We start from the raw sequence: 14,569 nt of genomic DNA, 5'->3' as shown, positions 1-14,569 counted from the left end.
GCCGCACCCCGCCTATCGGATTTTTCGGAGACAGATATGACCATTTCCAGACGCCAGTTTCATAAGATCGCACTTGCTGCCGGCGCATTCGTGGCACTTCCGGGCGGGTCTTTCGCCGCGGCCGAAGAGCCGGTTTCGGGCGGCACACTGAAGATCGTGTATTTCCCTGAGCCGACCCAGCTCGTGGCCATCAACACCAGCGCGGGTGGCCCGCAGTTCATCGGCTCGAAGATTTATGACGGGCTTCTGACCTATGACTACGAGCTTTCGCCCAAGCCGAGCCTTGCCAGGGAATGGAGCGTTTCGGCGGACGGGCTGGAATATGTTTTCCACCTCCAGCCCACGGCCAAATTCCATGACGGCAAACCGGTAACATCGGCGGATGTGGAATTTTCCATCCTGCGACTGAAAGAGGCCCATCCGCGCGGTCGGGCGACGTTCGCGAATGTCGAAAGCGTCGATACTTCCGATCCGCTGGCCGCAAAGGTGAAGCTCTCCAAGCCGGCGCCGGGCCTGATCACCGCGCTCGCGTCCTCTGAATCGCCCATCGTGCCGAAGCACATCTTCGAAACCTTCAAACCGACCGACAATCCCAAGCCTGCACAGATCATCGGCAGCGGCCCCTTCGTGCTCAAGGAATGGGTGCCCGGCAGCCATATCCTGCTGGAGAAAAACGCCGACTACTGGGATGCGCCGCGCCCCTATCTGGAGCGCGTTATTATTCGCCTCATCAACGATGCGGGCGCCCGCGCGGCGGCGCTGGAAACCGGGGAAGGGGATATTGGCCCTAACCCTGTGGCGCTCGCCGATCTGGAGCGGCTGAAAGCAATCCCGACGTTGAAGGTGGATGACCGCATCTATGCCTATGCCGGCCAGCAGAACCAGCTGGTCATCAATCTTGAGAACGAATATCTGAAGGAACTGAAGGTCAGGCAGGCCATTGCCCACGCCATCGATGTTCCGGCGCTCATCGATACCGTGCTTTACGGTTACGCCGTGCCATCGCCGACGCCGATCAGCCCCGGCCTTGCGAAGTTCCACAATCCCGATATCGGGTTTGCCAAGTTCGACGTCGCGCAGGCGGAAAAATTGCTGGACGAGGCCGGTTTCCCGCGCAAGGATGGCGGCAAGCGTTTCAAGCTCCGCGTCACCACCAACCCGTTCAATCCGCAGACCTATTCGGATTTCATCGCGCAGGCGCTGTCGAAGATCGGGATTGAGGCCGATATCCAGAAATTCGATTTCGGCACCTATGTGAAGGTGGTCTACACTGACCGCGCCTGGGACCTTTCGGTGGAATCCTTGTCCAACACTTTCGATCCGACGGCCGGCGTCCAGCGCGTCTACTGGAGCAAGAACTTCAAGATCGGCCTGCCATTCTCAAATGCCAGCCACTACGCCAATCCGGAGGTGGACCGGCTGCTGGAAGCGGCGGCGGTGGAGCCTGACATCGAGAAACGCGCTGCCTTCTTCAAGGAATTTCAGGCCGTTGTCGCGAAAGATCTTCCTGTCATCAATCTCGTCGCTCCCATCCAGCCGGTCGTCGGCAGCGTGCGCATCAAGGATTATGCGACGGGGGCCGAAGGTCTCGGCGGTAATCTGGCCAGGGCATGGCTGACGAAGGAGGCGTGAGCCGCCGCAGTTGGTTCTTAGAGCAGTGAGGTCATTTCCATGAGCAGAAAATCCGAAAAGCTTGTTCTCAACGCCTTCATCTATCCGGGCGGACATCACGAAGCCGCCTGGCGGCATCCGGATTCGGAGCCGCACCGCGTCACCGATATCAGGCTTTATCAGGATATCGCCCGCAAGGCCGAGGCGGCGAAGCTGGATGCTATCTTCTTTGCGGATGCGCCGGTACTGGATGCCAATATCCGCTATGCCGCCCGCCACCGGCTGGAGCCGATCACCATGCTGGCGGCGCTCGCCGCCGTCACCGAAAAAATCGGCTTCATCGCCACGGCGTCGACCACCTATTATGAGCCTTACAATCTCGCCCGGCTGTTTGCCTCTGTTGATCATATCAGCGGCGGCCGCGTAGGCTGGAACATCGTCACGACCTCGGCCGATGCCGCGGCCGGCAACTTCAATCTTCAGAAGCACCCGCCGCATGCCGATCGTTACCGTCAGGCCATCGAGTTCGTCGATGTGGTGACGAAGCTCTGGGACAGCTGGGAAGACGATGCCATCGTCGCCGACAAGGAAAGCGGACTGTTTGCCGAAACAGATCGCATCCATCCCGCCAATCACGATGGCGAATTTTATCGGGTGCGGGGCGCATTGAATGTGCCTCGTTCACCGCAGGGACGGCCAGTCTATGTTCAGGCAGGCTCCTCGGAAGAAGGGCGCGGCTTTGCCGCCCATTATGCTGAGGCAATCTTTACCGCGCATCAGACTCTGGAGAGTGCGCGGTCTTTTTATTCCGATATCAAGCGGCGTGTCGCGGCCACGGGGCGCAATCCCGCCCATGTGAAAATCTTGCCAGGCATCAGCCCCTTCATCGCATCAACCGAAGCGGAGGCGCGAAACCTTGAGGCCTCTTTCAACGATCTCATCCAGCCGGCATTTTCGCTTGGGCAATTGCAGCGCATCACCGGCATAGACCTCTCATCAGCCGATCTCGACCGGCCGCTGCCGCAGGAAGCCGTGGAAGCGACGCGCGCGCAGGCGAACAGCAGCCGCCATCAGCTGGTTCTAGATGTCATCGACCGGGAAAACCCGACGATCCGGCAATTGCTGCACCGGCTTGCCGGCGGGCGTGGTCACAAGGTCATATCAGGCACACCGGAACAGGTGGCGGACTGGATAGAGACCTGGTTTCGCGAGGGTGCTGCCGACGGCTTCAATATCATGCCGCCATGGCTGAATGGCGGGTTTGATCTCTTCGTGGACGAGGTGGTGCCGATCCTCAAACAACGAGGCCTCTTCCGTGAGGATTATGAGGGCGACACGTTGCGTGATCACTACGGCCTGCCACGGCCTGACAATATTTACGTGGCGAAAGAGCCGCAAAAGGAACGCGCCTGAGGTGGGACGGGCGTGTTCAGGCGGCGGCCTCAAGAGCGCGCATATCCTCGCGCAACAGAGCGAGTAGAGATGCGACCTCCGGCAGCCGCCGCCTGTCAGGACTGGTCAGCAGGTGATAGCGGCTGGCGGTCGGCTGCGGCGAACCAAAGGGAGCGATCAGTCGGCCGCTTTTCAGTTCTTCCGAAATCAGCGAATGACGCACGAGGCCTATGCCGTGGCCGGATGAGATCGCTTCTATCAGCGCGGTCTGGCGTGAAAAACGTGGACCCGTCGCAGAAAGCCTGAGCGGAATGCGGCAGGCGCGAAGCCAGTTCGCCCACTCGAATGCCGGGTCAAGGCCATTGCCACGCAGCAGCGCAAAGCCGATATCACGCAATCGCTCCGGTTCGCCTGCAAGGCCGTGGCGGGCTGCAAATTCCGGGGTGCAGACGGCGCTGACGGTATCGGGAAATAGCGGTTCATGAATGAAGCCCGGAATTTGGGCGGCGGTGGCCACGATGGCGCAATCGGCATCGAAATGGGTGAGATCGACGGTATCGCCCTCGATGGATTCGATCGAAAGTTCGACGTCTCCGAGCGCCGGAACGATGCTGCCCAGCCGCGGCGCCAGCCAACGGGCTGCAAAGCAACCTTCCGCCAGAACTTTCAACTGCGGCCGTGCATTCGAAACCATCAGGTCGGAAAGACTGCCGATCATGGTCTCGAAAGCATCCGCCAGACCGGGATAAAGCGCGCTGCCGGCATCGGTCAGCACCAACTCTCCGCGCTGGCGGCTGAAAAGCGGCTGGCCGAGATGGGTTTCGAGAATGCGGACCTGCTGGCCGATGGCAGCGGTCGAAACATGCAGCTCCTCCGCCGCGCGTGAGAAGCTGGCGTGGCGGGCAGCCACGACAAAGGCGCGCAGGGCCGTCAACGGCGGCAGCCGGGAAAGCGTGGGCAGGCGAAAAGCTGTCCGGCCCCCGGCGGGAGCGATAAACTCCGTTCTCATTGCTGCTTCTCCTTTGTCGCCTGCATCTTCCGCACAGTCAGAACACCCGGCCTTCCCTGAGATGTGTCGTGGTGCCGTTGAGATAATAATCACCGATCACTCGCGCTTTGTGGGCAAGCGGATTGTGATTGTAGACGGTGCGGATATTGCGCCAGTGGCGGTCGAAATTCCGGTCGCTGGATGTCGCCGAGCCGCCGCCCAGTTCATAAAGGTTGGTGGCAACGGTCAGCGACAGCTGCGAGGCAATGATCTGGGTGCGGGCGGTGGCGAGCGAGCCTTCCAGCAAGGCCGCCTCGATCGCCTCTTCATCGCCGGTGGCGAAGGCGGCCGCGGTACGGTCAAGTGTTCGGGCTGCTTCGCGGATGAGGGTTTTCACCGCGAAGGCGCCTGCACTGATTTCGCCGAGCATCTTCTGCACGAAGGGGTCTTGATTGGCGGTTTCGGCGCTGCTGTGAAGCGTGGTGCGCGCCTGGCGCAAAACATACTCCACGCCATCATTCAGCGCCCCCTGAACGGCGCCAGCGGCCGAAGCGGCGAGGTGCAGCTGCCGCATGGCCGAACTGTGCCGGCCGATCTGGCTGCCGAGCTTGCGGGTCGTCAATTCATGCGGCAGCACCTCGACATTCTCTAGCAGAACACCGCCGCTCGCCGTCATGCGCTGGCCCATGCTGTCCCAGTCATCGAGGATGGTGATGCCGGCGCGATCAAGCGGAATGAGCACGCCGATCGGTTGCTCGTCATCGCCGATAGCGCTGAAAGTGCCAAAATCGGCAAAGGCGGTGCCGGTCGCATACCATTTGCGACCGTTCAGCCGGTAACGGTCGCCATCGGCGCTGAGCCGTGTGGTGATTTCGCCGGGGCGCTTGGTGCCCTGTTCGGTGCTGGCACCGGCGAAAAGCTTGCCCGCAAGCACGTGTTCGAGATGCCGCCGGTCTTCCAGCTCGATGGGTGCGAGAGCGAGGTTTTCGGTAAAATTGAAATGGCTGCGAAGCGCGTGCGGAATATTACTGTCGGCTTCGCCGAGGATCATCAGCACCTCGATATAGTCCGCAATCGAGCCGCCCGGTCCGCCCTTGGCTTCGGGAATACGCAATGTACCGATCTTCTCCTCCTTGATGAGGGCGAAGATATCGTAAGGAAGTTCCCGCTGGCGTTCGCGGCGGGCGGCATCCTTTCCTGCGATAGCCGCAATGTCCTTTGCCCGGGCCAGAATCTCGTCACGGCTCGGTACGCCGGAATTGTCGGTGGTGGTTGTCTGTAGTTTCGGAGTGGACATTGCGGTTTTCCCTGAGCGGATGTGAGGGCCTGCGGCACGGCGCGCCGCAGGCATGGTCTTCTGGACGATCAGGCGACCGCGCGCGGCTTGAGCGCCGGGCGGTGCGCGGCTTCAAGATTGCGCGGCACACGGCCTTCAACAGGGTGGCTCGGATCGTTGAAACCGGGTGTTGAGGGGTGGCCTGTCGTGACGAGGCTATCGACCAGCGCTTCATCTTCAGCATCGATCTTCACATCGAGTGCGCGAATATATCCGTCCCAGTGCTCTTCGGTGCGCGGGCCGGTGATGGCGGCGGTGACGAACTTGTTGTTCAGCACCCAGGCGAGTGCAAAATCGGCTGCCGAAACACCCTTCGAAGCGGCATGGGCCGCGACCTTCTGGGCGATCTCGACCGATTCCGGACGCCATTCGGTTTCCAAAACGCGCTTGTCGCCACGGCCGACGCGGGTATCGGCGCCCGGCTGTTCGCCCGGCTGGTATTTGCCGGTCAGCACGCCGCGGGCGAGCGGCGAATAGGAGACTACGCCAAGGCCGTAATGATTGGCCGCCGGCAACTGTTCGGCTTCGGCCGTGCGGTTGACGATGTTGTAGAGCGGTTGGCTGGCAACCGGCCGGTCGATGCCGAGCTGGTCGGCCAGATGCGAAATTTCGGCGATGCGCCAGCCGCGGAAATTCGACACGCCGAAATAACGCAGCTTGCCGGCGCGGATGAGGTCGGCAATGGCGCGCACCGGCTCTTCCAGCGGCGCATCGAAAACGGCGCGGTGGAAATAGAGGATGTCAATATAATCGGTGTTGAGGCGGCGCAGCGAATTTTCGACCGTTTCGATCACCCATTTGCGCGAATGGCCGCCAAGGTTCGGGCCCTTGGTATGGGAGTTGACGAATTTCGTCGCCAGCACCCAATGGTCGCGACTGGACTTGATACCGCGACCGACGACCTCTTCCGACTTTCCGTCATGATAGACATCGGCGGTGTCGATGAAATTGATGCCCTGTTCGCGAGCCTTGTCGATGATGCGGAAGGCCACGTCATCCGGCGTCGGGCCTCCGAACATCATCGTGCCGAGGCTCAGCGGTGAAACTTTCAGCGCGCTGCGTCCGAGATAGCGATAGTCGACCATTATGGTTGCTCCTTCAGTTTATTGGGCATGGTGGCAGGCCACGGCGTGGTTCTTGCCGAAAAGGGTATAGTCAGGTGCTTTTTCGCGACAGAGATCGGTGGCGAGCGGGCAGCGTGTATGGAACCGGCAGCCGGATGGCGGATTGTGCGGGCTCGGCAGATCGCCCGAAATGGGGGCCGCCTGCTTGCGGCGGGCGGGATCCGGAACGGCGGCGAGAAGCGCGCGGGTATAGGGGTGTTTCGGGGATGCCCAGAGTTCCGATGTGGGCGCGCTTTCGACGATCTTGCCAAGATACATGACCAGCACGCGATCGGAAAAATAACGCACCACGGAAAGGTCGTGCGAGACGAAGAGATAGGACAGCGAAAGCCGCTTCTTCATCTCCACCAGAAGATTGAGAATCTGCGCCTGTATCGAAAGATCGAGCGCCGAGACCGGCTCGTCACAGACGACCAGTTCCGGTTCCAGAACAAGTGCGCGGGCAATGCCGATACGCTGGCGCTGGCCGCCCGAGAATTCATGCGGATAACGGTCGAGTGAATCCGCCGGCAGGCCCACCTGCGCGACGATGGCTTCAACGATCTCCCGCTGGCGCGCCCGGTCTCCTATGCCGTGCACCTTCAACGGCCCGGTAAGGATGGTGCGCACCGTCTGGCGGGGATTGAGCGAGGCAAAGGGATCCTGAAAGATCATCTGGATGCGGCGGCGAATGCCGCGCAGTTCGGACGATGTCATTGCGGTCACATCCGCACCCTTGAAGGTGATCCTGCCGGAAGACGGTTCGACCAGTCGCATCAGGGACTTGCCGAGCGAAGACTTGCCGCAACCGGATTCGCCCACCAGGGCAACGGTTTCACCCGCCTCGATATCGAGCGACACGTCATCGACGGCGCGCACCGTGCCGCGTCCGCCCGTATAATGGGTGGAAAGACTATGCACCGACAAGAGCGCCATTGGGTATCTCCTGAGATGTTGGAGCAACGAAGGGGCAGGCGGCGTAACGGCCGTCTGAAATCTGCCTCAGCGGTGGTACATATTGCCCGCAGAAACCGCGGGCGCTCGGACAACGCGGCCGGAAGGCGCAGCCGCGTTCCCCCGTGGCGGAAACGATGGAGCCGGGAATTTCGATGAGCGGCCCATCGCGATAATGCTGGCCGTCTTCGGCGCGCGGCGAGGCGGCAAGCAGGCCGCGCGTATAGGGGTGGTAGGGAGTGGAGAAAACCGGTTCCGGCAAGCCTTCCTCCACCTTGCGTCCGGCATACATGACCATCACCCGGTCCGCCCATTGCGCCACGATGCCGAGATCGTGGGTGATGAGGATGACGGCCATGTTGAGATCACGGCGCAGATTGTCGAGCAGCTGGAGTATCTGCGCCTGTATCGTCACGTCGAGCGCCGTCGTTGCCTCGTCGGCAATCAGCAGTTTCGGATTGCAGGCAACGCCGATGGCGATCATCACGCGCTGTCGCATGCCGCCGGACAGCTGGTGCGGATAATCATCCACTCTACGGCTGGCATCGGGAATGTTGACGAGGTCGAGGAGCTCAATGGCCCGTTTGCGGGCCTGATGTCGATCGATCTTCTCATGGATGCGCAGCACCTCGATGATCTGTTCGCCAACAGTCAGAACCGGGTTCAGCGAGGTCATAGGCTCCTGAAAGATCATGCCGATATCGCGACCGCGAATGCCGCGCCATTGTTTTTCCGAAAGCGGCAGCAGATCGCGCCCTTCGAGCAGAACCCGCCCGCCCGTCTTGGCGTGGGAGGGCAGGAGGCCGATCAGGCCAAGTGCCGTCAGGGATTTGCCCGAGCCGCTCTCTCCGACGATCGCGAGCATTTCACCGGGGCTGACATCGAAACTGACGCCTTTGACGGGCTGGGCAGAGCCGAAGCTGACGGAGAGATCATGGACTTCAATCAGTTTGCTCATCGGCGTTCTTCCGAAAAACGGGGGTTGAGCGCATCGTTGAGGCCATCGCTGATGAGGTTCAGCGAAATGACGGTGAAGACGATGGCGAGGCCGGGAAGGGCGGTCAGATACCAGGCGGTGCGGATGACATCACGGCCGGACCCGATCATCGACCCCCAGGAAACGCGGTTGGGGTCACCAAGGCCCATGAAGGAAAGTGCTGCTTCCATGAGGATTGCGCCCGCCACCATGACCGAGGAGGTGACGATGATCGGCGGCAGCGCGTTGGGCAGGATTTCCTGAAACACGATGCGCGCATGGCCGTAACCGAGGCTGCGCGCGGCAAGCACGTAGTCCTTCTCGCGGATGGCGCGGAATTCGGCGCGGGTGAGGCGTGCCACCAGTGGCCAGGTGATGATGCCGATCGCCGAGGTGACCGTGGTGACTGAAGGCTGGGCGATGGCGACGAGCACGACCAGCAGCACAAAGTTGGGCAAGGTCTGGAAGATTTCGATCAGCTTGACGAGGATATCGTCAATGATGCCGCCGAAATAACCGGCGAAAGCGCCAACGGCGATGCCGATGGTGAGCCCGATCAGTGTCGCCACGACACCGACGGTGAGTGAGATGCGCGCACCATGCACGATGCCCGCCAGAACATCCCGGCCCATGGAATCTGTGCCAAGCGGGTAGGCCGCGTTCTGGCCGGGCCACAGGAACGGGCGGGCCACCATTTCCAGCGGATCGCCGGGATAGATCAAGGGGGCGATCAGCGCGGTAACGATGACGGTCGCGAGAAACAGCAGCCCTACGATGGCGTTGGGATTGGTGAGGAAGATTTTCAGTTCCCGCCGCAGGCCGCGCCGGGGCACGGAAACGGAGCGGGCCGAGAGCGCATCCGGCGCATGGATATAGGGCCAGGTCTTTTCTTCGGGCTTCTTCGGTTTGGGGCTGGTTTCTTCAGCGCCGAGTTCGGCCGTGTCGAGAACCGCTGATGTATGGGAGGAATTCATCGGCTTTCTCCAATGCGGGGGTCAAGCCATGCCTGCAACAGGTCCACGGCGGCATTGACGATGATAACGACGAGGGAGGAGAGAAGCAGAATGCCGAGCAGAACGCTGAAATCCCGCGCCATGACGGCTTCGAAAGCAAGGCGGCCAAGGCCGGGCCAGCTGAATACGGTTTCGACCACGACAGCACCACCAAGCAGGCCGCCAATATGCATGCCGGCCATGGTTGTGATGGGGATCAGCGCATTGCGCAGAATGTGGCGTGTGGTCAGCCTGATCGGTGAAACACCCTTGGCCCGGGCCGTGCGCACATAGTCCTGCGATTTCACTTCCAGCATCGCCGCGCGGGTGAGGCGGGCGTAGATCGCCAGAAAATAAAGCGCCAGCGACAGGGCAGGAAGCACGATGTAACGCAGCCGGTCCAGGATGGCGGAAAACCCGGTGAGGCTGCTGCCAATGGTGCTGTCGCCGCCCGAGGGAAGCCAGCCGAGCTTCACCGAAAAGGTAAGGATCAGCATCAACCCGATCCAGAAACCGGGTACGGAATAAAAGATCAGCGAGCCGATGGAAATGATCCGATCCGGCAGCTTGCCGGAGAAAAGCGCCATGATGGAGCCGAGAAACACGCCGACGAAAATCGCAATGCCGAGCGCCGCGCCCATCAAGGCAAGCGTGCCCGGCAGGCGCTGCCCGATGAGATCAGCCACCGGCATGCCGTAGCGCGGCGAAAATCCGAGGCTGAACTGGGCGAGATTGCCGAGATAATTCATCAGCTGGTGCAGGACCGGCAGGTCCAGCCCGAAACGATTGCGGATTTCCGCCATGGTTTCGACGGTCGCCGAACCCGCTTCCGCAGCCAGCACATCTGCGGCATCGCCCGGCGCCAACTGCAGCAGGAAGAAGTTCAGAATGACGATACCGAGAACCGTCGGGACGGCCTGAATGGCCACCCGTTTCGCCTGCGATAAAATCCTTTTCGAATTTGACATCGGCTCCAGTCCGCAATCGTTAAAACACAAATCCGCCGGTCAAGGCACGGACATTAGTTGACTAATTTTATGGAATTTGTCAAAGAGTAATAGAATTATTTTCTGAAATTTACGGAAAATCGCGCCTTAAAGAAAAGATAATTCCTATTTGTGAGAATGGTTGGTTCACTATCCCAATCTCGTTCTCGTCCGAGGAACAAACTTCTTCCCAAGCGCAAGAGTCCAGTTTCGCCGGTTTTTTGCCGGTTCAATCAAGAAGAGGGTATCGCATGACTGTTTTCAACCAGACGACGCGGCGGGGATTTCTGCTGGCGTCGGTCGCCCTTGGCGTGGTGTCTTTGCCTGGGCTGAAGCTTCGCGCGGCAGAGCCTGCCAGTGGCGGAACAGCCACGTTGCTTATCTCGTCGGAACCGCCGGTGCTGACGACGATTGCGCACACGGCCTATAATTCCGTCTATATATCACCGAAGGTCACCGAGGGTCTGCTGACCTATGATTTCGATCTCAATCCCAAGCCGCTGCTGGCAAAATCATGGGATGTGAGCGCGGATGGCCTGCGTTACACCTTCAAGCTGAGACCCGGCGTTAAATGGCATGACGGCAAGCCCTTCACATCCGCCGATGTGGCGTTCTCCATCAACGCCATCAAGGAAGTGCATCCGCGCGGCCGCAACACATTCCTCAATTTGACTGCCGTCGAGACGCCGGACGAGCTGACGGCGGTGCTGGTGCTTTCCAAGCCCGCGCCCTACCTCATTACGGCGCTCGCCGCCGCTGAAACGCCGATCGTGCCGAAACACCTCTATGAAGGGACGAAAGTGACCGAAAACCCGGTCAATCTCGCACCCGTTGGCACCGGCCCGTTCAAGTTCAAGGAATGGGTACGCGGCAGCCATATCGTTTTCGAGCGCAATGCCGATTATTGGGATGCGCCGCGCCCCTATCTCGACAAGCTCATCGTTCGCTTCATTCCTGATGCTTCCGCCCGCGCGATTGCCATTGAAACCGGCGAAATCGATCTCGCGCCCAGCACGCCGGTTGCCTATAGCGATCTCGACCGTTTGAAGGAGCTTCCGAGCCTCGGCTTCGAGACCAATGGCTATCAATATACCAACTCGATCAGCCGCGTGGAGTTCAACCTTGAAAAGGATGTCTTCAAGGATGTCCGTGTCCGTCGCGCCTTCGCGCATGTCATTGACCGCAACGTCATCTTCAACACCGTCAACTATGGTTACGGCGCGACGATCACCGGGCCAATCAATCCGAAGCTCACGAAATGGTTCGTGGATGATCTGAAGACCTATCCGATCGATCTGAAGGCCGCCGAAGCGCTGCTCGATGAGGCCGGATACAAGCGCGGTGCCGATGGCATCCGTTTCAAGCTCAATCTGGATTACGTGCCGAGCACCGAGGCCTATCCGCGCGGCGCAGATTATATTCGCCAGGCGCTGGCGAAAGTCGGCGTTGATGTGACGGTACGCACGCAGGACTTCGCCACCTACACCAAGCGTATCTACACGGACCGCGACTTCGATTTTGCCTATGAGGGCATGAGCAATCTCTTTGATCCGACCGTGGGTGTGCAGCGGCTTTATTGGTCAAAGAACTTCAAGAAGGGCGTGCCTTTCTCCAATGGCGCGGCTTACAGCAATCATAAGGTGGATGCACTTCTTGAAGCCGCAGCCATCGAGATCGATCCCGACAAGCGCGTTGCGCAATGGAAGGAGATCCAGCAGATCCTCGTCGAGGACGTGCCGGCCATCGACATCGTCGCAGCACCTGAAATCACCATCTACAACAAGCGTATCGCCGATCACACCATCGGTGCCGAAGGTGTGGCGGGAAGCCTCGCCTTCGCGCATATCGCCGCATCCTGATCGTCTCACCAGACCCGGCTCGCCCTTGCGGCGGGCCGGGATGTCTCCCTTCAGCCGACGGGCGCCGCAGCTTCGCTTTCCGGTGCCATCGTTTCATTGAGGCCATTCCATGAGCACGACACTTTCTGAAATCTGGTACACACGCTGCCCGGTGCCCACGCCAGTGGGGCTCGCGGCGCAGCTGGGTTATCTCGAGCAGACCTTCAAAGAGGCCGGCATAGCGCTGAAATCCATCATCGACTCACCTGACCGCTCCGTTCGCCAGAGCCATTTCAACCACACGCTGGAATGGTCGTTCCGCCATGGCGGCAATGTGCCGCCCATCCGTGCCCGCTCGGAAGGGCGCAATACGCGTCTCGTCGGGGTGACGTGGACGGATGAGTTTCAGGCGATCATTACCCTGCCGGAAACCGGTATCCGTTCGCTTGCCGATCTCGTCGGTCGCCGTTTCGGCGTGCCGCGCCGGCCGGAGGGCATCGTCGATTTCATGCGGGCGACGGCGCTGAAGGGCATCGTTTCGGCGCTCTCGCTGGAAGGGCTGAAGGTCGAGGATATCGAACTCAAGGATATTGTCATCAAGGATTCGGTGCTCGCCTCGCAGGAAGGGCCGTCGCTGTTCGGCCTGAAGCGCCGGCAATCCTTCGGCGAGGAGATCATCGCGCTCCTGCGGGGCGAGGTCGATGCGATTTTTGTCAAGGGAACGGCTGGCATTGCCGCCGCCAATCTGATCGGCGCCGTGCAGGTGGCGGAGTTCGGTTTTCACCCCGATCCGAAGATACGCATCAATTCCGGTTCACCCCGGGTGTTGACGGTGGATGGGCGGCTTGCCGATGAGCGTCCCGATCTGGTCGAGCGGCTGGTTGCTGCCATCGGCAAAGCCTCGCTCTGGGCGGAGCAGCACCCCGAGGAGACGCGCCGTTTCATTGCGCGTGAGGCTGGCGCGACCGAAGAGCAGGTTCTGGCCGCAAACGGCCCGGAGGTTCACCGCCATCTTGGCCTTGGCCTCGATGCCGACCTTGTCGGTGCCGTGGGCCATTACAAAGACTTCCTGCACCAGTGGGGCTTTCTCGAAAACGACTTCAATCTTGAGGACTGGATCGATGATCGTTTCGTTACGGCGAATGAAAGGGCGGTGGCATGAGCGTCGCACTTTCCGCCGTTCCGAACGCGCCGGCGCAGCGAGCCGATCCGGTCGCCGTGGCAACCGCGCTGGCCGAAGATTTCAGCCTGACGGCTGCGGACCATGACAAAAGCGGTGAATTCGCTGCGGATAATTTCGAGGCGCTTTTCAAGTCCGGACTGCTGGGTCTTGTCACGGCCGAGAAGGATGGCGGCTGGGGCGAGGGCATGGAAACGACCCATGCCGTCATCACAGCCATCGCCAAGGGCGATCCGTCGACCGCTCTCATCCTCGCCATGCATTATAGCGTCCATGCCGCGATCCGGCGCGGCAAGTGGCCGGCGGCACTGGCCGCAAGGGTGCTGGCCGCCAATGGCCGGGAATTGGCACTCCTCAACAACGCGCAGGCAGAGCCGGGTGTCGGTTCGCCGGCCCATGGCGGCCTGCCGGAAACAACGGCGCGAATTGAGGGCGATGTCTGGGTCGTCAACGGCCGCAAGAGCTTCGTGACTGGCCTGCCGGGCCTGAAATGGGCGATCGTGCTCGCCGTGACGACGGAAGAGACGCCGCGCCTCATCCAGCTCCTGGTTCCTCTCGACGCGACTGGAATCACCCAGGAAAAGGCATGGGAAGCGACCGGCATGTACGCCACCGCCAGTCATGATCTGGTGTTGGAGGACGTCAGGGTGCCACTTGCCGATATCGTGGCCGAGCAACCGGCGGATGAGCCGCTGCGGCGCGATGAAGTGGACGGTTACAATTTCTTCGTGCTGCTGGCTTCCGTCTATCACGGCGTCGCGCTCTCGGCGCGGGACGATCTGCTGCGCCATCTTAATGGCCATGTTCCGGCGAGTCTCGGGGCACCGCTGTCCTCCATCCCCCGCATTCAGGAAGGTCTCGGTCAGATCGAAGTATTGCTGGCGGCGAACAGACGCCTGCTTGCGTCCGTCGCCCGGGATATCGATGTCGGGGAGAGAGTGGGAACCGATGCACTGGCCGTTCGCCATGTCGTGATTGACAATGCGGTGGCGGTGACGGATCTGGCTTTGGAACTGGGCGGCAACCGCGGCCTGCGCCGGGACTACAATCTTGAGCGCCATCACCGCGATGCCATCACGGCACGGGCGCATGCGCCGCAGAGCCATATGATCCGCACGATCCTTGGCCGCCAGAGCATCAAGGCAGCCGGCGGCTGACCGGAGAAGGCATTGGGCGGCCCTGTTCCAGCAGGGTCGCCCGGCAGCGTCACCGC

At 60.9% G+C, this 14,569-nt stretch carries 12 protein-coding genes; 5 read left to right on the top strand and 7 right to left on the bottom strand.

Going from position 1 to position 14,569, the window contains the following annotated elements:
* Positions 1-36: 36 nt before the first annotated feature.
* On the top strand, positions 37-1,632 hold the full coding sequence (locus BTN45_RS16685) for an ABC transporter substrate-binding protein (RefSeq protein WP_207590084.1): 1,596 nt from the start codon (positions 37-39) through the stop codon (positions 1,630-1,632).
* A gap of 39 nt (positions 1,633-1,671) precedes the next feature.
* The gene (locus BTN45_RS16680) at positions 1,672-3,024 is read left to right on the top strand and encodes an LLM class flavin-dependent oxidoreductase (protein WP_173615203.1); all 1,353 of its coding nucleotides are present in this window, start codon (positions 1,672-1,674) and stop codon (positions 3,022-3,024) included.
* A gap of 16 nt (positions 3,025-3,040) precedes the next feature.
* Here BTN45_RS16680 and BTN45_RS16675 read toward each other — a convergent pair whose 3' ends face one another.
* The 7 genes from BTN45_RS16675 to BTN45_RS16645 form a co-directional block, all read right to left on the bottom strand.
* Positions 3,041-4,012 carry a LysR substrate-binding domain-containing protein gene (locus BTN45_RS16675; RefSeq protein ID WP_207590083.1) on the bottom strand — a complete coding sequence of 324 codons (972 nt, stop codon included), beginning with the start codon at positions 4,010-4,012 and terminating at the stop codon, positions 3,041-3,043.
* Between the two features lie 37 nt (positions 4,013-4,049).
* Positions 4,050-5,288, bottom strand: coding sequence for an acyl-CoA dehydrogenase family protein (locus tag BTN45_RS16670; protein WP_207590082.1), 1,239 nt, complete (start codon positions 5,286-5,288; stop codon positions 4,050-4,052).
* Between the two features lie 68 nt (positions 5,289-5,356).
* Complete coding sequence (locus BTN45_RS16665) at positions 5,357-6,412, bottom strand: aldo/keto reductase (protein ID WP_035206891.1); 1,056 nt, start codon at positions 6,410-6,412, stop codon at positions 5,357-5,359.
* A gap of 18 nt (positions 6,413-6,430) precedes the next feature.
* Positions 6,431-7,366, bottom strand: coding sequence for an oligopeptide/dipeptide ABC transporter ATP-binding protein (locus tag BTN45_RS16660; protein ID WP_006698435.1), 936 nt, complete (start codon positions 7,364-7,366; stop codon positions 6,431-6,433).
* Positions 7,344-8,342 carry an ABC transporter ATP-binding protein gene (locus BTN45_RS16655; RefSeq protein ID WP_004445479.1) on the bottom strand — a complete coding sequence of 333 codons (999 nt, stop codon included), beginning with the start codon at positions 8,340-8,342 and terminating at the stop codon, positions 7,344-7,346. Before BTN45_RS16655 ends, BTN45_RS16660 begins: the two co-directional genes overlap by 23 nt.
* Positions 8,339-9,334: an ABC transporter permease gene (locus tag BTN45_RS16650; RefSeq protein WP_004445477.1), complete on the bottom strand. Its 996-nt coding sequence runs from the start codon at positions 9,332-9,334 to the stop codon at positions 8,339-8,341. The genes BTN45_RS16655 and BTN45_RS16650 overlap by 4 nt, the downstream gene beginning before the upstream one ends.
* On the bottom strand, positions 9,331-10,320 hold the full coding sequence (locus BTN45_RS16645) for an ABC transporter permease (protein WP_207590081.1): 990 nt from the start codon (positions 10,318-10,320) through the stop codon (positions 9,331-9,333). Before BTN45_RS16645 ends, BTN45_RS16650 begins: the two co-directional genes overlap by 4 nt.
* 269 nt (positions 10,321-10,589) lie before the next feature.
* Here BTN45_RS16645 and BTN45_RS16640 point away from each other — a divergent pair, with 269 nt between their 5' ends.
* The 3 genes from BTN45_RS16640 to BTN45_RS16630 all read left to right on the top strand — a co-directional run bounded on the left by BTN45_RS16640 (position 10,590) and on the right by BTN45_RS16630 (position 14,513).
* Positions 10,590-12,197 carry an ABC transporter substrate-binding protein gene (locus tag BTN45_RS16640; RefSeq protein WP_207590080.1) on the top strand — a complete coding sequence of 536 codons (1,608 nt, stop codon included), beginning with the start codon at positions 10,590-10,592 and terminating at the stop codon, positions 12,195-12,197.
* 109 nt (positions 12,198-12,306) lie between these two features.
* Entirely contained in the window at positions 12,307-13,338 is a 1,032-nt protein-coding gene (locus tag BTN45_RS16635; protein ID WP_207590079.1) for an ABC transporter substrate-binding protein, read from the top strand.
* Positions 13,335-14,513 (top strand): acyl-CoA dehydrogenase family protein, encoded by a 1,179-nt coding sequence (locus BTN45_RS16630; RefSeq protein ID WP_207590078.1) that lies wholly within the window; start codon positions 13,335-13,337, stop codon positions 14,511-14,513. The genes BTN45_RS16635 and BTN45_RS16630 overlap by 4 nt, the downstream gene beginning before the upstream one ends.
* The last annotated feature ends 56 nt before the right edge of the window (positions 14,514-14,569 follow it).

Origin of the sequence: Rhizobium sp. ZX09, assembly GCF_017357485.1 — a bacterium.
Taxonomy (GTDB): domain Bacteria; phylum Pseudomonadota; class Alphaproteobacteria; order Rhizobiales; family Rhizobiaceae; genus Agrobacterium; species Agrobacterium pusense.
This window is presented reverse-complemented; position numbering and strand designations above follow the sequence as displayed.